At 38.8% G+C, this 20,508-nt stretch carries 22 protein-coding genes; 10 read left to right on the forward strand and 12 right to left on the reverse strand.

Annotated elements, in window-relative coordinates; genetic code table 11:
- Nucleotides 1-153: 153 nt before the first annotated feature.
- Nucleotides 154-672, forward strand: coding sequence for a hypothetical protein (locus tag FXW34_RS13485; RefSeq protein WP_147534533.1), 519 nt, complete (start codon nt 154-156; stop codon nt 670-672).
- Nucleotides 673-863: 191 nt separating this feature from the next.
- Here the strand turns inward: FXW34_RS13485 and FXW34_RS13490 are convergent, their stop codons facing one another.
- From FXW34_RS13490 to FXW34_RS13510, 5 genes are all read right to left on the reverse strand, one after another.
- On the reverse strand, nt 864-1,607 hold the full coding sequence (locus FXW34_RS13490; RefSeq protein ID WP_147534600.1) for an IucA/IucC family C-terminal-domain containing protein: 744 nt from the start codon (nt 1,605-1,607) through the stop codon (nt 864-866).
- The gene (locus FXW34_RS13495; RefSeq protein ID WP_147534534.1) at nt 1,600-2,421 is read right to left on the reverse strand and encodes an ABC transporter ATP-binding protein; all 822 of its coding nucleotides are present in this window, start codon (nt 2,419-2,421) and stop codon (nt 1,600-1,602) included. The genes FXW34_RS13490 and FXW34_RS13495 overlap by 8 nt, the downstream gene beginning before the upstream one ends.
- A 68-nt stretch (nt 2,422-2,489) precedes the next feature.
- On the reverse strand, nt 2,490-3,545 hold the full coding sequence (locus FXW34_RS13500) for a FecCD family ABC transporter permease (RefSeq protein ID WP_147534535.1): 1,056 nt from the start codon (nt 3,543-3,545) through the stop codon (nt 2,490-2,492).
- Nucleotides 3,542-4,546, reverse strand: coding sequence for a FecCD family ABC transporter permease (locus tag FXW34_RS13505; RefSeq protein ID WP_147534536.1), 1,005 nt, complete (start codon nt 4,544-4,546; stop codon nt 3,542-3,544). Before FXW34_RS13505 ends, FXW34_RS13500 begins: the two co-directional genes overlap by 4 nt.
- Nucleotides 4,547-4,830: 284 nt before the next feature.
- A complete protein-coding gene (locus FXW34_RS13510; RefSeq protein ID WP_147534537.1) occupies nt 4,831-5,250 on the reverse strand; it encodes a hypothetical protein in 420 nt (139 codons plus the stop codon).
- Between the two features lie 280 nt (nt 5,251-5,530).
- Here FXW34_RS13510 and FXW34_RS13515 point away from each other — a divergent pair, with 280 nt between their 5' ends.
- Entirely contained in the window at nt 5,531-6,517 is a 987-nt protein-coding gene (locus FXW34_RS13515) for an ABC transporter substrate-binding protein (RefSeq protein WP_147534538.1), read from the forward strand.
- 247 nt (nt 6,518-6,764) lie between these two features.
- Here the strand turns inward: FXW34_RS13515 and FXW34_RS13520 are convergent, their stop codons facing one another.
- From FXW34_RS13520 to FXW34_RS13540, 5 genes are read right to left on the reverse strand one after another with little or no spacing between them, the layout of a single operon-like run.
- Nucleotides 6,765-7,571, reverse strand: a complete 807-nt coding sequence (locus FXW34_RS13520) for an MBL fold metallo-hydrolase (RefSeq protein ID WP_147534539.1) — start codon at nt 7,569-7,571, stop codon at nt 6,765-6,767.
- Nucleotides 7,528-8,448 carry an ATP-binding protein gene (locus FXW34_RS13525; protein WP_147534540.1) on the reverse strand — a complete coding sequence of 307 codons (921 nt, stop codon included), beginning with the start codon at nt 8,446-8,448 and terminating at the stop codon, nt 7,528-7,530. Before FXW34_RS13525 ends, FXW34_RS13520 begins: the two co-directional genes overlap by 44 nt.
- The gene (locus tag FXW34_RS13530) at nt 8,426-9,289 is read right to left on the reverse strand and encodes a nucleotide-binding protein (RefSeq protein ID WP_147534541.1); all 864 of its coding nucleotides are present in this window, start codon (nt 9,287-9,289) and stop codon (nt 8,426-8,428) included. Before FXW34_RS13530 ends, FXW34_RS13525 begins: the two co-directional genes overlap by 23 nt.
- Nucleotide 9,290: 1 nt before the next feature.
- Nucleotides 9,291-9,656, reverse strand: coding sequence for a NifB/NifX family molybdenum-iron cluster-binding protein (locus FXW34_RS13535; protein WP_147534542.1), 366 nt, complete (start codon nt 9,654-9,656; stop codon nt 9,291-9,293).
- Nucleotides 9,657-9,690: 34 nt separating this feature from the next.
- The gene (locus tag FXW34_RS13540) at nt 9,691-10,329 is read right to left on the reverse strand and encodes a DUF134 domain-containing protein (RefSeq protein WP_147534543.1); all 639 of its coding nucleotides are present in this window, start codon (nt 10,327-10,329) and stop codon (nt 9,691-9,693) included.
- A gap of 309 nt (nt 10,330-10,638) precedes the next feature.
- On the opposite strand from FXW34_RS13540, the gene FXW34_RS13545 reads away from it, so the two are divergent.
- The 3 genes from FXW34_RS13545 (at nt 10,639) to FXW34_RS13555 (ending at nt 14,271) form a co-directional block, all read left to right on the forward strand.
- Nucleotides 10,639-11,415 (forward strand): metal-binding protein ZinT, encoded by a 777-nt coding sequence (locus FXW34_RS13545; protein ID WP_147534544.1) that lies wholly within the window; start codon nt 10,639-10,641, stop codon nt 11,413-11,415.
- A 377-nt stretch (nt 11,416-11,792) separates the two neighbouring features.
- A complete protein-coding gene (srtB, locus tag FXW34_RS13550; protein WP_187118953.1) occupies nt 11,793-12,527 on the forward strand; it encodes a class B sortase in 735 nt (244 codons plus the stop codon).
- Nucleotides 12,528-12,531: 4 nt separating this feature from the next.
- Nucleotides 12,532-14,271, forward strand: coding sequence for a carboxypeptidase regulatory-like domain-containing protein (locus FXW34_RS13555; RefSeq protein WP_147534546.1), 1,740 nt, complete (start codon nt 12,532-12,534; stop codon nt 14,269-14,271).
- A gap of 692 nt (nt 14,272-14,963) precedes the next feature.
- Here FXW34_RS13555 and FXW34_RS13560 read toward each other — a convergent pair.
- Nucleotides 14,964-15,791 carry a DUF3298 and DUF4163 domain-containing protein gene (locus FXW34_RS13560; protein WP_147534601.1) on the reverse strand — a complete coding sequence of 276 codons (828 nt, stop codon included), beginning with the start codon at nt 15,789-15,791 and terminating at the stop codon, nt 14,964-14,966.
- 182 nt (nt 15,792-15,973) lie between these two features.
- Here FXW34_RS13560 and FXW34_RS13565 point away from each other — a divergent pair, with 182 nt between their 5' ends.
- On the forward strand, nt 15,974-16,513 hold the full coding sequence (locus tag FXW34_RS13565) for a GNAT family N-acetyltransferase (protein WP_147534547.1): 540 nt from the start codon (nt 15,974-15,976) through the stop codon (nt 16,511-16,513).
- A 210-nt stretch (nt 16,514-16,723) separates the two neighbouring features.
- Here the strand turns inward: FXW34_RS13565 and FXW34_RS13570 are convergent, their stop codons facing one another.
- Complete coding sequence (locus FXW34_RS13570; RefSeq protein ID WP_147534548.1) at nt 16,724-17,215, reverse strand: DUF2062 domain-containing protein; 492 nt, start codon at nt 17,213-17,215, stop codon at nt 16,724-16,726.
- 345 nt (nt 17,216-17,560) lie between these two features.
- On the opposite strand from FXW34_RS13570, the gene FXW34_RS13575 reads away from it, so the two are divergent.
- From FXW34_RS13575 to FXW34_RS13585, 4 genes are all read left to right on the forward strand, one after another.
- Nucleotides 17,561-18,280, forward strand: coding sequence for a Crp/Fnr family transcriptional regulator (locus FXW34_RS13575; RefSeq protein WP_147534549.1), 720 nt, complete (start codon nt 17,561-17,563; stop codon nt 18,278-18,280).
- Nucleotides 18,281-18,488: 208 nt separating this feature from the next.
- A complete protein-coding gene (locus FXW34_RS22955; protein ID WP_187118954.1) occupies nt 18,489-18,626 on the forward strand; it encodes a hypothetical protein in 138 nt (45 codons plus the stop codon).
- Nucleotides 18,627-18,844: 218 nt separating this feature from the next.
- Nucleotides 18,845-19,138: a hypothetical protein gene (locus FXW34_RS13580; RefSeq protein WP_342780724.1), complete on the forward strand. Its 294-nt coding sequence runs from the start codon at nt 18,845-18,847 to the stop codon at nt 19,136-19,138.
- Between the two features lie 2 nt (nt 19,139-19,140).
- Complete coding sequence (locus FXW34_RS13585; protein WP_147534550.1) at nt 19,141-20,496, forward strand: tripartite tricarboxylate transporter permease; 1,356 nt, start codon at nt 19,141-19,143, stop codon at nt 20,494-20,496.
- Nucleotides 20,497-20,508 lie beyond the last annotated feature (12 nt).

Raw genomic sequence — 20,508 nt, forward strand, 5'->3', positions numbered from 1 at the left:
TGGAGGAATGTAACCTGTTCATGCAGGTCCTTGCATGAATCAAATATGTGCATTGCATGAGAGGGAATGTTAAATTTTTAATAGTTTGGGGATTTTTGAAATAATGGTAGTAGAATAGAGTTAAATACATGTGTAAGGGGGAGCGCTTATCTTATGACGGTTCAAGCGAAGAATATTAAACGCATTCGAAAAGAGTATGTGAGCAAATTAAACGGCATAAAGGAAGACGCGAAGAAAGTAAAAGAAATAGTGAATGCAGATTGGTATAAAGAAACTGGGTTGGTCAATATGACGAAGGAAGAGTTCAAAGAATGGTTTCAGGCAAGGCAGGATGAAATATACGCTGGTTATTTGATCAAACTCATTGCCACAACGGAGCAGGCGTTGAAACAGGTGTATGCAGAAATCTTTAACAGTGAGGTCAATATAGATAGAAATATCATTGCGACCATCATCGTACGTCTTAATAGACAAATGAACATCTCCATTCCTCAGAATGAGTATGAACAAGTGAGAAAGTTAGTTCATGCTAGAAACACATTAATTCATGAAAGTTACAGCGTTTCTGCCATCCTACCTGAAGGAGTATCAGGCCATACATATGTAAAAAACTATATAAAAATCTATAAAACTACATTCAAACAATACTTCAAAGAAATCGAAAACATATAAAGGTGCCTGTCACCGCCCGAATTTTGTCGAATGGGGTGCTCCTTTTTTTGAGGTCATGTCATTATAGAAATAGACTGATGCATCACTAAAGAGCTGTAATTCTTTCGGTGAAGGTGCGTAGGTATATGATATTGGTTGTAAAAGCAAAAGCATTTACATTAGGGAAACAAGAGCACCCCCTTGTTTCCTTCTTATTTTCTACATGGACATGTTTTGCAATTCTTGGAAGCCCCTTGTAGAGTGTAATTGAAACAACACGTTTTTCTTATCCTAATTTCTTCATCTGAAGCAGCAATGTTTTTCTTTTTACTATAGTATTTTTGCAGTGGATTGACCTTGTAATGACCAAATAACTTTCCTTCCGCTTCAAAAATCAAAAAGCGGAAATCCTCGATTTTGTTTGGATTTACGACATCTTTTAATTCTGCTTCATATAACCAAAAAAGATAAACAGCAATATTTTCCCACAAGATAAGTTTTGAAATTTTGAATGTCTTTTCAAATTGATCAATTAGTAAAGAAATGTTTTCAGCAAAAAGCTCATGCAAAACCTTTTCTCGCCATTCTTTACGGTTGTGCCCACTCCATTCTTCACCGGAATCGGCCCCATTTTTGATAGAAAACGACGGGAGCCAATCTTGCCCATGCTCGGGGTTTTGCATAAATATATCATCGATTGATACATTTATCTTTTTATTCCATACAGTCATGGCATACAAAGACATGACAGCTACAAAAGCATATCTTTTCATAAAAATAGAAGCAGTGACTTTGACCGACGGAGCTTTAATCATCATCGTTAAGTTTTCGATAAAATCCTTAAGGAATTCTTCTTCAAGTAAGGCAGCAACCTCAAAAGAATCATTCAATTCAGCTTGAAACCGATATTTCCGCAGCTGCTGGATAATTTCAGGTACGGTTATTTCATTAACCATTTAATGATACCGCCTGTTTCAAAACACATCTTCCTCTACCGTATGGAATGCACAATGGTGTGCCAAATAACGGATCGATTGTTACTTCACAGTCCATGCCGAATACATTTTTCACTAGGCTGCAATTGATGATATACTCAGGTTTTCCTTTTGCAAAAACCTTTTGGTCCTTAATCGCTACAATATTATGGGCGTAACGACATGCCAGGTTAAGATCATGTAGTACCATGACCACAGTTCTGTTTTTCTGTTCATTTAATTCAAAAAGTAAATCGAGAATTTCGATTTGATGGGTCATATCCAAATAAGTGGTTGGCTCATCTAACAGAATAATGTCCGTATCCTGCGCCAAGGTCATTGCAATCCAAGCGCGTTGCCGTTGTCCGCCTGAAAGTGAATCGACTGCTCTTTCTTTTAAAGCTTCTAAATGTGTTGCAGCCAAAGCCTCATTTACCTTTTTTTCATCTTCTTCTGTCCACTGCTTTAGCCAGGTTTGATGAGGGTAACGGCCTTGTTTTACAAGTTGTAAGACTGTTAATCCTTCCGGAGCAGATGGAGATTGCGGTAGTATCGCCATTCTTTTAGCTACATCTTTCGTTGACAACTTGGCAATTGCTTCTCCATCTAATAAAATTGAACCGGATTTTGGTTTAAGCAAACGAGCAATTGTTCTAAGTAGAGTCGATTTTCCACAACCATTTGCCCCGATAAATACTGTAATCTCACCTTTTGGTATCATTAAATCCAGCTCATTAATGATTAGTGTATCCCCGTATGAAATCGATAGATTTTTTGTCTCAATCGCATTCAGCATCATTGTCAGCTCCTTAACATATTGATGGTCGCAAGCACCTATGCATCCAAGATTTAGGGCTCTATGATTTAAGTATTTTTAGATTTAAAAAGTAAATAGATAAAGTAGGGGGCACCGATTCCAGCAGTGAACACACCTGCCGGGACCTCTAATGGCGAAAACATGGTCCGGCCAATTAAATCAGCCAGCATCACCAGTGCTCCACCTAGTAGTGCAGATGTAGGCAGCAGTGCTCCAAACGAAGAGCCCACTAACCGTCTGGCCATGTGAGGTGCCATTAAACTTACAAAACCTATGCCGCCGGCAAATGCCACAGCTCCTCCAATTAGGGCCGTACTAATCATCAACAGGAAAAATCGCTGTTTTTGAACTTTTCCACCTAGACCGGTGGCAACGTCATCTCCCAGTTCTTGAATATTGATGATTCTAGCAGCAATAAAGGCGATGATGAGGAAAATGACAGTCCAAGGAACAAGAATAGAAACATTTTTCCAATTCGAACCATATACAGTCCCAGTAATCCAAATATTGGCCTGGCTTGCTTGATAAATAGGACCCATCACCATTAAAAGTGTTGTAAAAGCCTGCATCAAAGCTGAGATTCCAATCCCAATTAACACAAGTCTGATGGGGGAGACACCATTTTTCCATGCCAGAAAATAAATTAAGAAAGCAACAATCCCGGCGCCAATAAAAGCAGCCAGTGGAAGCCAAGCAATACTGACCGTAAGCGAATGGTTTTTATCACTAAATAGAACTAAAAACCCAACAACTGAAACTGCTGCACCGCCGGTAATCCCTAAAACATCCGGGGATGCAAGCGGATTTCTGACCATCCCTTGTAAAATGCCACCAGCTACCGCTAAAGAAATTCCAACAGCTAGGGCAACAATAATTCTCGGTAGACGGAAGGATGTAATGACCAGCGTTTCCATTTCTGGGCCTGCACCGAATAAAACCTTCATTACAGTAAGTGGGTTAACTTTCATTTCTCCTGAGCCAGTACTTACAACAAATACAGCAAAGACAATAATAGTGAGAAAGAATATGATAAATGCGGCTTTCCTATCAATTAAAACGGAAAATTTGCCGTTAATTGGCCGGAAATTTTTATACTTGTTCATTTTCCATTGAACCCCCTTCTTGCAATGAAGATAAAAAATGGAGTTCCAATGATAGCAGTCATGACCCCAACTGGGACTTCGGACGGCATCAATAGATATCTTGCGGTGATATCGGCCATTAATAATAAAATCGCCCCTAATATGCCGGAAAATGGAATCACCCAGCGATGATCAACGCCCATCATGGAGCGCGCGATGTGGGGAATGACAATTCCAACGAAGCCGATTGGTCCTGCCACAGCAACCGAACCTCCAGCTAATAAAATAACCAGTATTCCTATCGTTATTTTTATGAAAACAGTATTTAATCCTAGCCCTTTCGCAACATCTTCTCCCATTGCCAAGACGTTCATTTTTCCAGCAATAAGCACAGAACCAATTAATCCCATTCCAATATAAGGAAGAACGGATATCAGGGTATCTAATTTCCGCCCTTGGACAGATCCGGCTAACCAAAATAAAACTTGATCAAGCAGAGCCTCATCCAAGACTAATAATCCTTGAGTAAACGAGGAAAACATAGCTGCCATCGCTGCACCTGCCAATGTTAGCTTCATCGGCGTTAACCCGTCTCGACCGAATGACCCAATTGTATATACACCGACAGCTGCAATCGCAGCGCCCAAAAATGCAAGAGCACTAAATCCTTGCATACTATTGACGGAAAAGACAGTCATTGCCACAACAACAGTAAATCCAGCACCGGCATTAATTCCGAATAATCCAGGTTCTGCTAATGGATTTTTCGTTAAAGTTTGCATGAGGGTCCCGGCTATGGCTAAGCTGGCACCAACGACTGAAGCAATTAATGCTCTCGGAATTCTAACAGTTTGAATAATAATATGTTCATTCGAACCATCATTTTGATTGATAGCATCAAGGGCCATTTTCCAGTTGGTTTCTGTATAGCCAAATATGACACTGGCACACATGAAAAAGATCATCACGAGTACCGCAACCAACAGTCCAATCCATTTTAATGAAGTACTTTTTAACATCATAGTAAGTTACCTTTCTGACATAATGCGATCCTTTTTAAACAGCGTAGTTAGGAATCTTTATTTTCGTAAAAATTTGTTGTTGATTTTTGCATTATTGATTGGAACTGAGGAGCCAAGAACCCTTTTGATTCCCATTTTTACTCTGTCATGAAAATATGGGCATCAATACGGCATTTTGATTCCCATTTTTGCTCTGTCATGAAAATATGGGCATCAATGCGGCACTTTGATTCCCATTTTTGCTCTGTCATGAAAATATGGGCATCAATGCGGCACTTTGATTCCTATTTTTGCTCTGTCATGAAAATATGGGCATCAATACGGCATTTTGATTCCCATTTTTGCTCGGTCATGAAAATATGGGCATCAAAGCGGCATTTTGATTCCCATTTTTGCTCTGTCATGAAAATATGGGCATCAATGCGGCATTTTGATTCCCATTTTTGCTCGGTCATGAAAATATGGGCATCAAAGCGGCATTTTGATTCCCATTTTTGCTCAGTCATGAAAATATGGGCATCAAAGCGGCATTTTGATTCCCATTTTTGCTCTGTCATGAAAATATGGGCATCAAAGCGGCATTTTGATTCCCATTTTTGCTCTGTCATGAAAATATGGGCATCAAAGCGGCATTTTGATTCCCATTTTTGCTCTGTCATGAAAATATGGGCATCAATGCGGCTCGAGTCTCCGTGTTGCCTCATCTTGACTGGCTTCCTACAACTTCCCACAATGATTGAAGCAATCTCGTGAAAATCACCATACAAGATTGGCAGACTTTCGTAAAAAACGTTAATACTATAAACATAAATATAATGAATATGAGAATCATTTTCAATTATATCACAAATTAATCACAATTTTTATGATATTGAAAATCATTTTCAATTAACTGTTGACAGTTTATTCGTTTTCATTTTATGATTAACTCGCAAATGAAAATGATTATCAATTACAATTAGTCGAGGAGGCTTTACATTAACAATGAAACCAGTAAAAATGTTCATGACTCTTTTCTCTGTTTTAGCACTATTCTTTTTAGCAGCATGTGGAGGAGCAGAAGATAAAACCTCAGAAACACAAGATACAAAAAAGACCGAGGAAAAATCCTATACAGTTGAACACGCAATGGGTACAACCACTATCAAAGGTACTCCGAAAAAGGTTGTTATTTTATCAAATGAGGGTACTGAGGCATTGTTAGCATTAGGGGTAAAACCTGTTGGTGCAGTTCAATCGTGGTTAGGTGATCCATGGTATGACCACATTAAAGACGACATGAAGGGCGTTGAAGTAGTTGGCGTCGAAAGTGAAGTAAATGTAGAGAAAATCGCTACTTTAAAACCTGACCTCATTATTGGGAACAAGTTGCGTCAAGAAGCAGTTTATGACCAACTTAGCGCGATTGCACCTACCGTTTTTTCTGAAACATTAAGAGGAGATTGGAAAGACAATTTTTCGTTATATGCAAAAGCATTAAATCTTGAGGAAAAAGGTATCGAAGTCCTCGCCGCTTACGATAAGAAAGTGGAAGACTTGAAAGAAAAACTTGGTGATAAAGCAAATAAAGAGGTTTCAGTTGTTCGTTTCATGGCTGGTAAATCTCGTATTTACTACACAGATTCATTTTCCGGTGTCATTTTCAATGAAATTGGTTTTAAACGTGCTGCGCAGCAAGCTGAACTATTCACTCCAGATAATAAATTAGGTAATCTTGCAATAGAGGTTGGTAAGGAAGTCATTCCTAAAATGGATGCTGACTATCTCTTCTACTTCACATATGCTCCAAACGGTGACCAACAAGCATTGAATACGGCAGAAGAGTGGACAAATGATCCACTTTGGAAAAACTTAAATGCAGTCAAAACTAGAAACGCCTTTGAGGTAAGCGATGCTATTTGGAACACTGCCGGTGGCGTTCTAGCTGCTAACCTAATGTTAGATGACCTTGAAGAAATATTAATTAAGTAAAGAACCTAGAGGTGCCTGTCACCGCCCGAATTTTGTCGAATTTGTTTGTGGTAGGAGTATTATGGATTTAGTTAAATTTAAAAAATAATAATTTTATAAAAAGGAAAGCAGCATCCTCCATTTGAAGGTGCTGCTTTTTCTAGTTGAATTTGGTTTATTGCAAGTTAGATTTCAAAAATGGAATTTTTTAGGTAAACGGGATAATCGTCCCCTTGTTCCCTGTTCCTACCTGTTCCTTCCGTCCCCCCTAAAGTGTTACTGTTGAGCCAGTTGCTATATAGTTTAGTTTTCCGCCCAACATGTTTTTTAAGGCGTTGTACGAATCTACGCCGGTGCAATGACCGGTATAGTAGTTCGACTTTGTTTTGCAAAGGTACTCACCGATTTTTTCAACCAATGAAACGGGTAGATTATATAGATGGAATCCGCCAACGACATAGCTTGGATGTTTTTTCTCCGTTTCAATTACATGATCGATAATACTCACGATGCCATTATGGGCGCAGCCTGTTACAATTGTGATTTTGTTATTTTCCTTAATTAATAGATTCTGTTCATGTTCAAAATGGTCATACCCAAAGAAAATACCAGATTTTCGTAATAGATTGCGATTGCTAATCGATGTTACTTTATTTCTTTTAATATTTGAAAATAATTCAAGTTCGTCATCGATACAGAAAGAATCACTTGTAAAAATAATGCTAGGGTTGGACATTAATTCTTTTTCTAAGCCGATATAAACCTTCTTACCATGCTCGCGTAATGAAAAATGGGCGCCAAATGCTTTATGGTTTACATAAATATTTGCCTTATGATTGATTTCTAAAAACGCCTTAAGCCCGCCACCATGATCAGAGTGACCGTGTGAAATAATAACGGTATCGACTTCGGTGAGGTCAATTCCTAGTTTCGCAGCATTCTCAATAAATAACGGACTAGCTCCTAAGTCAAACAGAAGCTTGTGCTTGCTCGTCTCTATATAAAGGCTTAATCCGTGTTCACTTTTGAAATCATCTGAGATGGAAGTGTTTTCTATCAGAGTTTTTATGATCATAGTCCTGCTCTAATCCTTCTTTCATAAGCATTTTCATTACTTTATTGAAAACTTGTTTTGTCGCCTGACCAGCGTCACAATCTATATCAACAATACTTTGACCAGCATTGACCGCTCGATTTGCCGTAATATCAAAGGGGATTGCTCCGACAAATCGTATATTTTTAGTTTCGCAAATCAATTCGATTTCTTTAGTATTGATAACGTTTATGTCATATTTATTTACACATACAGCTACTTCTGGTTGGAAGCTAGAAGCGGTTTTGATGATTCGTTCCATATCACTAATGCCAGATAACGAAGGCTCCGCAACAATCAATACCATGTCCACACCGCTTATGGAAGAGATGACTGGACATCCAATCCCTGGTGAGCCATCGATAATTGCCAATTTAGCTTTTGGAGCATGAGCTTCCATCTGTTTTTTAACCTCAGATACCAATAATCCCGAGTTCCCGCTGCCCATTGTTAACTGGGCTGTTGAAAAGACATCATCATCCTTGTAAAGCATTAAATCTCCTGCTTTAGCAGGTTTTAGGGAAATCGCGCCTACTGGACAAATTAGTTCACAAACACCACAGCCTTCACATGATAAACGATCAACCTCATAAAATTCATCTGCTTTTATAGCATCAAATCGGCAGTATTTTTTACAAAAACCACAATACACACATTGATTCGGATCAATTTCTGCTTTTGGCATTCCATAGAAGTTTGTCTGATTGGCAATATTTTCTTGACTTTGTACTAAGTGTAAATTTGGAGCATCGACATCACAATCAGCGTATGCCTCAGGTTTGGCAAGCTTAATGAAGGCGCTGGCTATCGTTGTTTTTCCTGTTCCGCCTTTGCCACTAAGAATTAGTAATTGCTTCATTTTGCACCTCCTCCTTGACTTTATAAAGGAGAGATACAAATAAATCATGATACAGGTTGTCTTCTCTAGCAGCGATTAGTGCTTTAGAATTCATTAGAGCAAGTTTCTTGTTGAATTGAATTTTTGCTAAAATTTTCATATCATTTCTATGGCAAAATACTTCAACAGGATTATCTGTATCTAAGCATTTATTCATGACGACACCATGCGGCTTTTTGAAAAATTTTACCAAATCATATACGATATTTAGATTATGAACGCCAAACAATGTGGGCTCAGCCACTAAAATACAATAATCAGCATCCCTAATACTTTCCATCACCGTACAAGCGCTGCCAGGCGGACAATCGATGACGGTGAGACCGAGATTTGCTTCTTGAGAACTTAACATTGTTTTGATTATTGGCACACCAGATTCCTGGCCAGGCTCTAACATTCCCGTAATGACATTTACATTGTCAGAAATTCCTGTTTGGATTTCACCAATCTTTTTATCCCTTTCAGAAATCGCATTTTGCGGACAAATTAATGAGCAGCCCCCACAAGAATGACATATCTCATCAAAAACAAAGGGTTTATCGTTGACAAGAGCTAACGCATTATATTTGCAAAAATCAACACACTTTCGGCAGGCATTACACAGTTTCTCATCTACAACTGGAACTTTAATATGAACGGGCTTCGTGTTAATTTTTGCGGGCTTAAAAAATAAATGGCCATTTGGTTCCTCAACATCGCAATCTATATAAACAGAATGTGGTTCCGCTGATGCTGCTGCTAAATTTACTGCAACAAAGGTTTTCCCTGTGCCACCTTTTCCACTAAGAACAGCAATCTTCATATTATTTGCCTCCATGATGGGAACCTTTGTGAAATTGCTCCATTACCGTTAACCTTCCATTGAATAAAGCATCAATATTTTCCTTAATTGAACCAGTATTGGTTTCGTATATTTCCATTTGTGCCGCTTTTAATACTTTAGCCGCATTCTCTCCGCAGCGCGGGGCAAGTAGCACATCGATATGGTGGTCAATTAAAAATTGTGCGGCTTTAATCCCTGCACCACCATGGCTTTTGACTGAAGGGTTATCAATAAAAAAGCCATCATTATGATCTGAGTTAAAAATAAAAAAATGTGGTGTGCGTGCAAACGAACTTCCGACTTCAGACTCAACATGATTAACGTCGGCTGGAACTGCAATTTTCATTAGGAATCCTCCTCGATTTAACAGGTTGTTGTTTCTATTTCATTTCCTGATTTTGTGAAGGGCTTTGTTCGACATCAGTTTCTTTCTCGCAAGAATGGCGTTTGCATTGGTGTTCGGGCATGTGAACGTCCTCAGGTGAATGGCGTTTGCATTGGTGCTCGACTACATGGCTCTCATCAGTAGAATGGCGTTTGCAATGTTGTTCAATCACTTGACCGTTCTCAAAAGAATGGCGTTTGCAATGTTTTTCGAGCACTTGACCGTCCTCAAAAGAATGAGGTTTGCAATGGTGTTCAACCATGTGACCGTCCTCAAAAGATTGAGGTTTGCACATTTGCTTACGCCTACGTTCGTCACAGCCACACGGTTTATTAAATCCTTTACAAAGCCTAAAATCGCCACCTTTAATTGTTAAAAGCTTGCCATTCACCAAAGATTCTGCAAGTTTTCTCCGTGCATCTGTATAAATACGCTGGACGGTTGTTCGTGCAATATACATTTGATCTGCGCATTCTTCCTGAGTAAAGCCTTCAAGGTCAATTAAACGAATCGTTTCAAACTCTTCAACGGTCATAATCACGAAATCATTACCTTGATTACTACCATTAAGCGGTCCGAATCGATCATTCTCGGGTAAACAGCAAACCCGTCTCCATTTCCTAGGTCTTGGCAAAATCAGTCACCTCAATCGATGTATTAAGTTTGTTTTGGACATATGTCCTTTTGACTTGAATTATAATCCGTTTTGAACATATGTCCATAAAACTCGAGCAGAATACAACAAGTTGGGGGAAACCACCTAGAGGTGCCTGTCACCGCCCGGATTTTGTCGAATTTTTTAGGGATGGAATTTAAATCGAAATCATTACGATTTGCATTGACAGAATTTTTTCACTTTAGTATATTGGTTAAAGTGTAAATCGTAATTATTACGATTTAATGATTGCAATCCAGTACATAAGGAAAAAGGAGAGGTTTTATCATGAAAAAGGGGTTTATCCAAGCAATACTTGTGTTCTTTTTAATAGGTGTTGTGTTATTAACTGGCTGCCAAGATAGCGTAGACAAACCAGCAGAAAAGGCATCGTCAAGCTCAAGTTCTGATTCGGAAAAGAGTTCGAAGGAAAAATCAAATTCAGAATCTGAATCTGAACCAACATCAGCATCAGCGGAGAGTGCTGAACATAGTCATGACCATAACCACTTAGATGAAAAACAGAAAGAAATTTATTCAGGGATATTTAAGGATGACGAGGTCAAAGATAGAGAATTATCGGATTGGGAAGGTGATTGGCAATCAGTTTATCCGTATCTGTTAGATGGGACATTAGACAATGTCTTAAAGAAAAAGGCAGAAACTAAGAAAGATAAAACGTTTGAAGAGTATAAGCAATATTATAAAGTGGGCTATGAGACGGACATTGAGCGGATTGTAATTAAAGATAACAAGATGACCCTTTATAAAAGTGGAGAAGGTCAAACGGGTGAATATAAGTATCACGGCTATGAAATTTTGACCTATGAATCTGGTAATAGAGGGGTTCGGTACTTATTTGATTTAGTTGGGGAAGTAGAAGGTTTGCCAAAATACATTCAGTTCAGTGATCACAGTATTTACCCAACTAAGGCGGAGCATTATCACATTTATTTTGGAAATGAAAATCAAGAGACGCTTCTAAAAGAAATGGAAAATTGGCCAACTTATTTTTCATCAAAATTAAGTGGAGCAGAAATTGCAGAAGAAATGAGTGCACATTAATATGATTTTAATGTTTGATGGAAACGCTGGGACGGTATCAATTTTTACCCAAGATTAACCAATGTAAATTATGGAGATAGTCTAATTTTATAAAAAGGAAAGCAGCATCCTCTGTATGAAGGTGCTGCTTTTTCTAGTTGAATTTGGTTTATTGTAAGTTAGATTTTAAAAATGGAATTTTTTAGGGAAACGGGAGAACCGTCCCCTTGTTTCCCAAAAATTTGTAAATTCTTGTTGAATAAAAGGAAAATAGTGGTATATTAGTTAATTGGTGTAATGTTTTGCGTTCGTTAGTCCGTTTGAACCTTTGTGGTGTGTTACACAGTTAGTAATTTTGTTTACTATCTTGAATTACCACTATGGTAAAGGGAGGTGATTTGTCGATTAAGAAAGGTTTTTTATTGCTGCTTATACTATTGGGTTTAAGCGGGGTTGGTTATTCCGTGGTTTCCATTTTCAATGGAATGAAGGGATATTATGAATCTAACAAAAAATACGATGCTATCCGAGAGATTTACTATAAGCAAAAAGCTCCTGCCCGACAAACTAGCAACCTAAACAACAAAGAATTAATTGCATTGAATGATGAATATGTAGGTTGGATATCCATTGCTGACACTAGAATTGATTATCCGGTTGTGAAAACAGATAATAATGATTTTTATCTGACTCATAATTTTAATAAGGAACGAGATAAAACTGGTTCGATTTTTATAGATTATCGGAATTCTGTTGATCAGTTGGATAAAAATACGATTCTGTACGGTCACAATATGAAGGACAAGAGCATGTTTGGTAGTTTAAGTAAGTTCACAAATCAATCATTCTTTGAAATTCACAAAAACATAAGTTTTGAGTTGTTTAACAATACATATACATGGGAAATTTTCTCGGTTTATACAGATACTGATACAAAGTGGCTGAAAACTAGCTTTTCGACAGCAGAAGAGTTTGCTAAGTATATAAAAATTGTGAGTGCTCAATCTCTCATCAAAGTTCCTACAGAAGTGGATTATGAAGATACGCTTTTAACGTTATCTACATGTACAAATGTCGATGAGGACGAACGCATCATTATTCATGCAAAGTTAATAGAAAAGGAAGGGGAATAAGAAAATGAAGAAGTTTAATAAAATGCTATTTGTATTGACTTTTATATTTGGATTTTTCCTTCAGCAGAATTATGTTGCCCACGCTGAAGAGCTTCCAACATTAAAAGTTGAAACTACAACTGATAAACAAGAATACACTGAAACAGATGAAATTAAGTATAAACTTGCTATTTCCAATACATCAGAGGATTCTGTAGTAGATGTTGTCGTTAAAAGTACTCTTCCTGAAGGATTAGAACTCGTAACTCAAGATTTAAATGTTGAAAATAATACTATTACATGGAACCTAGATGAAATTGCTCCTGAAAGTGAGACAAATCTAGAGTTTACTGCAAAAATAAAAACTGCTGATGCAGGTGAGGTAACACCGCCGGTTAATACAGAAGTTAAAGGTGACGCTACACCAGGTGCTGGCAGTGATAAAGGTAAACAAGAGGTAAAAGCAGGAAGCAATGCAGCCCCTCAAACAGGTGATGATACAAACTTCCTTGGCTACTTCTTATTGCTGCTTGTGTCCATGGTTGTCCTAGTCGTAGCGATTAGAGCGATTCGTCAAAAGCGCGTACCAAAAGAACTAAGCTATATTCTTATTGGAGGGCTGCTACTTTCTTCTTTTTCAGCGATTGCAAATGCAGAGGATCGTATGGTAGCAACGGCTCAAAATAGCCACGAATTAACAATTAATGATAAAAAATATGTTTTAAAAACAACTGTAGAAGGCGTTATTGAAAGTGAACATGGAACGCTTATCGGAAATGTTGTCGATGCTGTAAGTAACACAGCACTTAATGATGCCTCTGTGAAGATTTATAATGAGTCAGTCCTAGTTAAAGAGAGTGTTACAAAAGAGGATGGCTCTTATGAGGTTCGTTTAAAACCAGGTATTTATAATGTTGTCGTGTCTCATCCGAACTATATCACTGATTCCTCTTATGTAAGTATCGATGAAGCTAATACAACGACGTTTAATGCAAAGTTACAAATGGTTGGTAATGAATACAGCGGAATTGGTACTGCGACAGGGAAAGTTGTTAATGCATTGACAGGAGATCCTGTAAGCAGACTTAAAATCGATATCCGTAAAGGCAAAAATAACGTGTTTGGTGAAATAGTTGAGACCGTAACGACAAATGAATCAGGCGTCTATAGCGTTGATCTGCCAGGTGGTAACTACACAATGCATATAAGCGGTGCGGGATATATTTCAACTTCTGCCTATATTATTTCTATAGGTGGCCAGACAAAGGGTAACCAAGATGCCACAATTTCTCCTGACGGTTTACTTGGAGAAGAAATCCGAGCAGTCTTAACCTGGGGTGAAAGTCCAGAAGATTTAGACTCCCATTTCACTGGACCTACTGCCGATGGTGGCCGTTTCCATGTATATTTCAGTAAAAAATCTTATTCTGATGAAGAAAATGAAGTGAACCTGGACATTGATGATACAACTTCATATGGTCCTGAAACGGTCACAGTTATTAACCGTATAAATGAAGGAACCTATACTTATGCTATCCATGACTATACAAATCGTTATGATGAGAACTTGGCTCTTTCAAACTCAGAAGCAACAGTACGCATATATAAAGGAAATTCTCTAGTAGCAACATACAATGTACCATTGGATCAAGAAGGAAATGTTTGGCGCGTATTCGAAATCCGCAACGGAGACATCGTACCAATCAACCGCATAGACACTATCGACGACTGGCACAACGACGACAACTTCCTCCCAGAAGAGTAAGGTGCCTGTCACCACCCGAATTTTGTCGAATGGCGAATTGGGTGCCTGTCACCGCCCGAATTTTGTCGAAAGACTGAAATGAAAGCAAAGGCTCCACTAGCGTAAACATCCGCTAGTGGAGCCTTTTTGTGAGTAAAACTTCTGAGTGTTTCGATTTTATGGAAATTTTTAGGAAAACAGAAGAACCGTCCCCTGTTTCCATGTAGGTATGAGAATCTAAATAAGAGTAGAATTTCCCCTTATTGTATGTAAAGGGGGCTAAATGAGCTGAAATAAGAGTAGATTTTCCGCTTAACTACTCCATAAAAGACAAAATCAATTGAATTTTGTGAAATAAGCGGAAAAACTCCCGTTATTATAAGGGAAATATGGGTCTTTTCCAAAATAAGCGTAATTCTTCCGCTTATTTTCAAACAGAAGGAAATCAACATTCGGGTTAACAAACCCTCAAGCAAAAAAATCTGCACTTAATGTGTGATACAATCCACATTTATTTCAGGGTAGCTCTATAGTAAAAAGGAATTAAAAAATCGAACTATTAGGAAATTCTAAGTTGGAATTTCGCATGATAGTTCGGTTTTTTGTTTAGCTGAAATACTTATGTCCCAGCCTCTTTTTGTGAGTAAAACTTCTGAGTGTTTCGAGTTGATGGAAATTTTTAGGAAAACAGAAGAACCGTCCCCTGTTTCCAATTATTGATAAACCGAACTTGGTATCAGTATTTCTGGATGACCTTGTGCATAGGACGCGACTTCGTATTCTTGGAATATTAGATATATTCCATCATCTGCAAATGAAAATTGGGTATCTTGATCAACCGTGAAATCATCTCTATTTTTAACAAACATAGAATATTCCTCATTGGTGCTTAAATAATTAAACGCATATTCCTTAACCGCCGAATAACGGGATGGGCTCGTTAGAATATCATCCAATTGATACAGCTTTCCTGTTTTGGTATCGAAATTATAAAGGGTCACATATCCGTTCCCATGAGCCCCGCCAGTGTATTGATAATCATAATATAAGATGCTCAGTTTGCCTTTAGAGTTATATTTCACTTCAAAACTCAAGCTATAGGAATACTGACATGAACTTGGCACTTCTTTACAATAGTCTTCGTCTTGGATTGCCTCTTGATCCTTCATGAGATTTAAGTAATCTTGGTAGGATTTTTCGGCAGCTTTAGTTAAGGCCTCATTAATGCTTTTTTCAGCTGATTTACTTTTCATACCTGAAACCTCAGGATACTGCAAAAAATCCATATCTTTATAATGCTTTTCAGAAATTTTCATATCTGCAGATGATGTGTCTTCCCCAGTGGGTGTGTTACCCTCTTGAGAGTCAACGGGCTGTTGTTCCTTTTCCTCGATTTCTGATGGATAGTCATCTTTGGGTTTTGATTCATCCTGTACCTTCGTGGTTTCTACGGCTTTGTTTTCGATATATGTTTGGTAGCCCCAATAACCCCCAATAGCAATAATAACAGTTAAGACAATAGCTCCTATCACTTTAATCATCTTGTCACCTCTGTTTCTAGAATATTAGAATATTATGACATTTTTACCTTATCATAACACTCAACTAGTAAGCTGTAAAAAGGTGCCTGTCACCACCCGAATTTTGTCGAATGTAGTTGTGCGGAGGTGTAAAAAAGTATGTTATGCTCAGCTTAGAGGTAAGAGGATGGGAGCGGTGAAGCATGGCGAATGACGGGCTTAGCATTTTTTCGCTAAAGCGGGAGTTAATTCAAGATATTTATGAGACAAACGATGCCTTTGTTGTTTTTGGAAGGTTGGTTCCTAGTCTTCAAAATGGTGTGTGGTCTTATGAGGAGTATCTTTTTGAAGAAACGAAAGAAGTGCGTTTTCCTGATGATCAGCTTGATTGGAGTCGTTACATCGACAGCGAGGAGCGGGCATTATTTTTAGCCTATAAAAACAATCATTGTGTTGGGCAAATTAGGATTATGAAAGACTGGAGCCGTTTCTGCTACATCGAAAATATTGCTGTGAAAAAAGAGTTTCGGAGAAATGGAATTGCCGGGCAGCTTTTGAATCAAGCAGAGACATGGGCGAAGCACCGAAACTTGATCGGATTTTCTCTCGAAGCGCAGGACGATAATCTTGGAGCGTGCAGATATTACATAAAACAAGGCTTCAAACTAGGTGGAGTGGACACATTGAAGCAAACATATAATCCAAACATCGATACGACACTGTATTGGTACAAGCTATTTTAAATAAGGTGCCTGTCACCGCCCGAATTTTGTCAAATTTATTCTTACTCATTAAAAAGGTTAGGACACTTTAGAAACACATTTCTATGTCCTGACCTTTTATTGTTATTTAAACTTATGATTGAGTTTGGCAAGTGTTTTGACTTTTATAGGCAATTTTATGTTTAGGAAAAATTAAGTAAAAAGAGAACAAGCCCCTCGTTCCATGTTCATTCAGATAGTCTCTTTTTTTCCTTTCAGCTTATCTAAAATGTTTAATCGATATTTTTTAAAAAGAGTATAAACAGTGAGGTAGATGAATAGGAAAGAGAGAAGTGTATTTACGAGTGCTCCTCCAAAAAACAATAATCCACCAGAACCGATGTTGTGAATGGTTAGGTGAGAAAAATCAAGATGCGCAACATCCGCAGTATTATTAAATTCTGTGACTGAAGTTGAATGGTGAAATAAAAGGCTTCCAATTTTGTAGTTTAGGAAAAACAAAAAAGGCCATATCGCTGTTCCGAGTGCTCCTCCCAAAAATGCGGCAACTAAATTGCCCCTCCCTAATTTAGCTAAGCCAAGTGACAGGATGGCACCAATACCGAAAGTGGGGTACCAGTGCGGGATAAAGCCTAACGTTAATCCCATCGCAATCGTATGCGTGCCGGCCCTCAAGCGAAACAAACGGAGAAGATAATATTTAACACGACTCTTCAGTTTCATCTCATCACCCAACAAAAATCCTAAAATAAATTATTTGCCTCATATTACCACAACACCAAGGTGCCTGTCACCGCCCGAATTTTGTCGAATGACATAAAGGCTCCAATTGCGTTAACATCCGCTAGTGGAGCCTTTTTGTGAGCAAAACTTCCTATTGTTTCGAGTGGGTGATGGAAAAATTCAGGAGGCCAAGAGAGCTCCCCCTTGTTTTTGATTTATATCAATTTCATTTATGGTGGTTTTCTTTATGATAAGTGTATGCATGTATAAAAATGTAAAAAATTAGGGAAACGCAAGAACCGTCCCCCTGTTTCCCGCCTTTCCCCCTTAGGAGGTGTAGTAGCAATGGATTGTAATGGAACACATCATCATTTTCGATGTCTTCATCATGGTGATGATTCTTCTTCCAAATTGTGTGTATCTCTAGTCCCGATATTTAATCACTTGGAAGAGGAGCAAATGAAAGAAGTTATGGCGACGGCAAAATCTATTTCCTATAGTAGAGGCGAAAGTGTATACCATGCTGGAAATCAATCTGCCTCATTATATATTGTGAACAAGGGGAAAATTAAGATTTACAGATTGTCCGAGGCTGGAAAAGAACAGATTGTGCGCATTTTAAACCCTGGCGATTTCACAGGAGAACTAGCTTTATTTAATGAAACCATCCATGAATCCTATGCGGAAGCAATCGAGGAGACAGAGGTTTGTCGGATTGAAAGGACGGACTTACATGAATTTCTGTTAAAATATCCATCGATATCCTTAAAATTTTTGGCGGAGTTTTCGAATCGCCTCGAAATTGCAGAAAAACAGGCAACCCGGTTTGCGACGGAGAAAGTGGAAACACGGATTGCCCAATTTTTAGCTGAATGCATCGATTCAGACAGCCAAACAAAAGAGTTTATGTTACCGATGAGTAGAAAGCATCTAGCATCGTATTTAGGAACCTCACCGGAGACGTTGAGTCGAAAGCTCTATGAATTCGAGGAAATCGGGTATATCAAACAAAAGAAACATAAAAAAATAGAGATATTAGACTTAGAAGGCTTATTATCTTTATAAAAATAATCATGATATTTCGGGTTATTTTTAGAAAGCAGCACCACCAATATCGTTTTCCGTAACCCCAACGACAAAAAATCCATTGAAGCATCTGTTGTGTAAAAGCAGCAGATGCTTTTTTATTTTATGGCTGTGTTAATGCATGTTGTTGTTTTTGGGCACGTTGATCTTCGTTGCAGGCATGTAGACTCCTATGGGAGTAGCTGGCATGGGAGACACCACAGGCGCAAAGCGCCGAGGAGTTCGAAAAGCGGAAGCGGCTTGCTCAGGAGCGACAGGCATAAGACGAATCGCGCAAGAGACGTTAGTCTCTGGCGGGATTTGGCTTATGACCCCGAGCTCCTAGCCGCTGGAGCTAGACAGGCTCCCAGTTAGCCCCATGAACCGCACGTGCCTGGAGCGGAAATCAACATCCAAATTTTACACAGCTTATTTTATAAAAATAGAAAAACTTGACCACGGTCAATTAATAATGAGAATCATTATCATTATAATTAACCTATAGCAAAACCACAGCCCCAATAAATGTGATTTTCCTCAAACGCTTAAAAGGAGTTGATGCTGTTGGTAGGTTCCAAGATAAAGAGTGTTCCGATTTCGCAAATCCAAGAATCCAAACCGGATCAAAGCAAACCAGTTCATATTGAGGTTTGGGAAGATCTTGTGAAAATAAAAAGCTTAATTCTATCGCTATTCATCTGCAGCACGACTTCATTAGCGGGATATTTTATTGCGCCAAATCAAGCGCCAAAGCCGTTGTTTTTTGGCTTAATCGGTGCCCTAATCGGTTTTATTTTTTGCAGTATGATCATCAAACCAAAACGATTGATTCATGAAGTCACAAGGGAGGATTCATAAGAGTGGATACAATCGTTATTTTTCAAATGATTGCGGCGGCGCTGATTGCTGCAGCAGCTTACACTGTGATTGGAATCGCACCTGGTACCGATGAAACGGCAACCATCGCCCCAGTCACATTGGCGCTTGTGCTATCAGGATTGCACCCTGCTGTGATTTTGTCCTTCTTTATCGCAGCGATTGTCGCCAGCAAATTAACCGATTCGATTCCCGTTGCTTTAGCGGGGATACCGGGAGGCGTTATGGCAACGCCGATGGTCGAGCACGCGATGATTTTAAAGAAGCATGGGATGTCCGATGTAAGCATTCGCAAGATGGCGTCCGGCTCGGCGATTGGAACAATCGTTGCTGTACCAGTGAGCTTGTTATTGGCGAGCGCCTTAATTCCCGTCGCTGATGTGATCAAAGAATACGCTAATCCATTGTTTCTATTTGGGGCAATTTTTCTAGCACTTATGTCAAAAAATAGATGGCTGGCCCTGACGACGATCATACCGTTTGCGCTCTTAATACAAGGCCTGCGTCATTTGTACTGGGGAGTTGGAGCTGTCGCCGAAGGGACGAATGTGTTTGTATCGTTTTTCTTATGGATTACCATCGGTCCAGTCATTTTGAAATTATTTGAACTTTTAAATAAGGAAAAAAGAGATCAGTTAGAACGATTTGATGTGAAAACGATTCATCTAAATAAAACAACACACACAAATGGAATCCCGAATCCGTTCAATATTTTAACCAAACAGGAGCTGGGGATGAGTGCACTTGCTTCACTCATTGGCTCTGTGACCTTTATTATGAGTCCGGTGGGGATGACGATTTTCTTAGGGGAGGTTTTTTCGAGCAAAGTCAAAGATCCGGTCAAGAAAGCAAGCTTGTCCATCGCTTGTATGGAGGCATTAGCGAATGCGACGTATATCGCTGGAACGTTAATCCCGTTAATTGCTTTAGGAATCCCGCTGTCACCAATGGCGATAGGTCCAGCGAATGCCCTCTTTAATGCTCCGCCGGTCTTTACTTTGGAGCATAATATGCATCATATTCTCACAAACGCAGGCTTTGTTTGGGCTACGCTCATCGGCGCCGTGATTGCCTTAACAATGACGTATTTTGTAACAATCAAGTACTCCCAGCAAATATGTGCATTTGTATTTAGACGAATTCCCCATGAGGCAATCCTAGGCTTGTTCTTTAGTTTAGTGCTATTGCTTTCTTATATGGATGCCGGCTGGATTAATGTTGGCGGGGTTCTGTTAATTGGACTTGTCGCTGGCGTGCTTCATCGTTTGGGGGTAAATTACGGCGTTCAATTCATGGTTCTTTATTCTGCACCTTGGATTATTGAAAAATTAGTCGGTTAATGTGGGACAAAT

The sequence above is a fragment of the Bacillus marasmi genome, assembly GCF_902168435.1.
GTDB lineage: Bacteria > Bacillota > Bacilli > Bacillales > Cytobacillaceae > Bacillus_BU > Bacillus_BU marasmi.

Excerpts from the sequence above, each read along its gene's own strand:
- FXW34_RS13485 (WP_147534533.1), top strand. The coding sequence starts at position 154 with ATGACGGTTCAAGCGAAGAATATTAAACGCATTCGAAAAGAGTATGTG.
- FXW34_RS13490 (WP_147534600.1), bottom strand. The coding sequence starts at position 1,607 with ATGGTTAATGAAATAACCGTACCTGAAATTATCCAGCAGCTGCGGAAA.
- FXW34_RS13495 (WP_147534534.1), bottom strand. The coding sequence starts at position 2,421 with ATGCTGAATGCGATTGAGACAAAAAATCTATCGATTTCATACGGGGAT.
- FXW34_RS13500 (WP_147534535.1), bottom strand. The coding sequence starts at position 3,545 with ATGAACAAGTATAAAAATTTCCGGCCAATTAACGGCAAATTTTCCGTT.
- FXW34_RS13505 (WP_147534536.1), bottom strand. The coding sequence starts at position 4,546 with ATGATGTTAAAAAGTACTTCATTAAAATGGATTGGACTGTTGGTTGCG.
- FXW34_RS13510 (WP_147534537.1), bottom strand. The coding sequence starts at position 5,250 with ATGAGGCAACACGGAGACTCGAGCCGCATTGATGCCCATATTTTCATG.
- FXW34_RS13515 (WP_147534538.1), top strand. The coding sequence starts at position 5,531 with ATGAAACCAGTAAAAATGTTCATGACTCTTTTCTCTGTTTTAGCACTA.
- FXW34_RS13520 (WP_147534539.1), bottom strand. The coding sequence starts at position 7,571 with ATGATCATAAAAACTCTGATAGAAAACACTTCCATCTCAGATGATTTC.
- FXW34_RS13525 (WP_147534540.1), bottom strand. The coding sequence starts at position 8,448 with ATGAAGCAATTACTAATTCTTAGTGGCAAAGGCGGAACAGGAAAAACA.
- FXW34_RS13530 (WP_147534541.1), bottom strand. The coding sequence starts at position 9,289 with ATGAAGATTGCTGTTCTTAGTGGAAAAGGTGGCACAGGGAAAACCTTT.
- FXW34_RS13535 (WP_147534542.1), bottom strand. The coding sequence starts at position 9,656 with ATGAAAATTGCAGTTCCAGCCGACGTTAATCATGTTGAGTCTGAAGTC.
- FXW34_RS13545 (WP_147534544.1), top strand. The coding sequence starts at position 10,639 with ATGAAAAAGGGGTTTATCCAAGCAATACTTGTGTTCTTTTTAATAGGT.
- FXW34_RS13555 (WP_147534546.1), top strand. The coding sequence starts at position 12,532 with ATGAAGAAGTTTAATAAAATGCTATTTGTATTGACTTTTATATTTGGA.
- FXW34_RS13560 (WP_147534601.1), bottom strand. The coding sequence starts at position 15,791 with ATGATTAAAGTGATAGGAGCTATTGTCTTAACTGTTATTATTGCTATT.
- FXW34_RS13565 (WP_147534547.1), top strand. The coding sequence starts at position 15,974 with ATGGCGAATGACGGGCTTAGCATTTTTTCGCTAAAGCGGGAGTTAATT.
- FXW34_RS13570 (WP_147534548.1), bottom strand. The coding sequence starts at position 17,215 with ATGAAACTGAAGAGTCGTGTTAAATATTATCTTCTCCGTTTGTTTCGC.
- FXW34_RS13575 (WP_147534549.1), top strand. The coding sequence starts at position 17,561 with ATGGATTGTAATGGAACACATCATCATTTTCGATGTCTTCATCATGGT.
- FXW34_RS22955 (WP_187118954.1), top strand. The coding sequence starts at position 18,489 with ATGGGAGACACCACAGGCGCAAAGCGCCGAGGAGTTCGAAAAGCGGAA.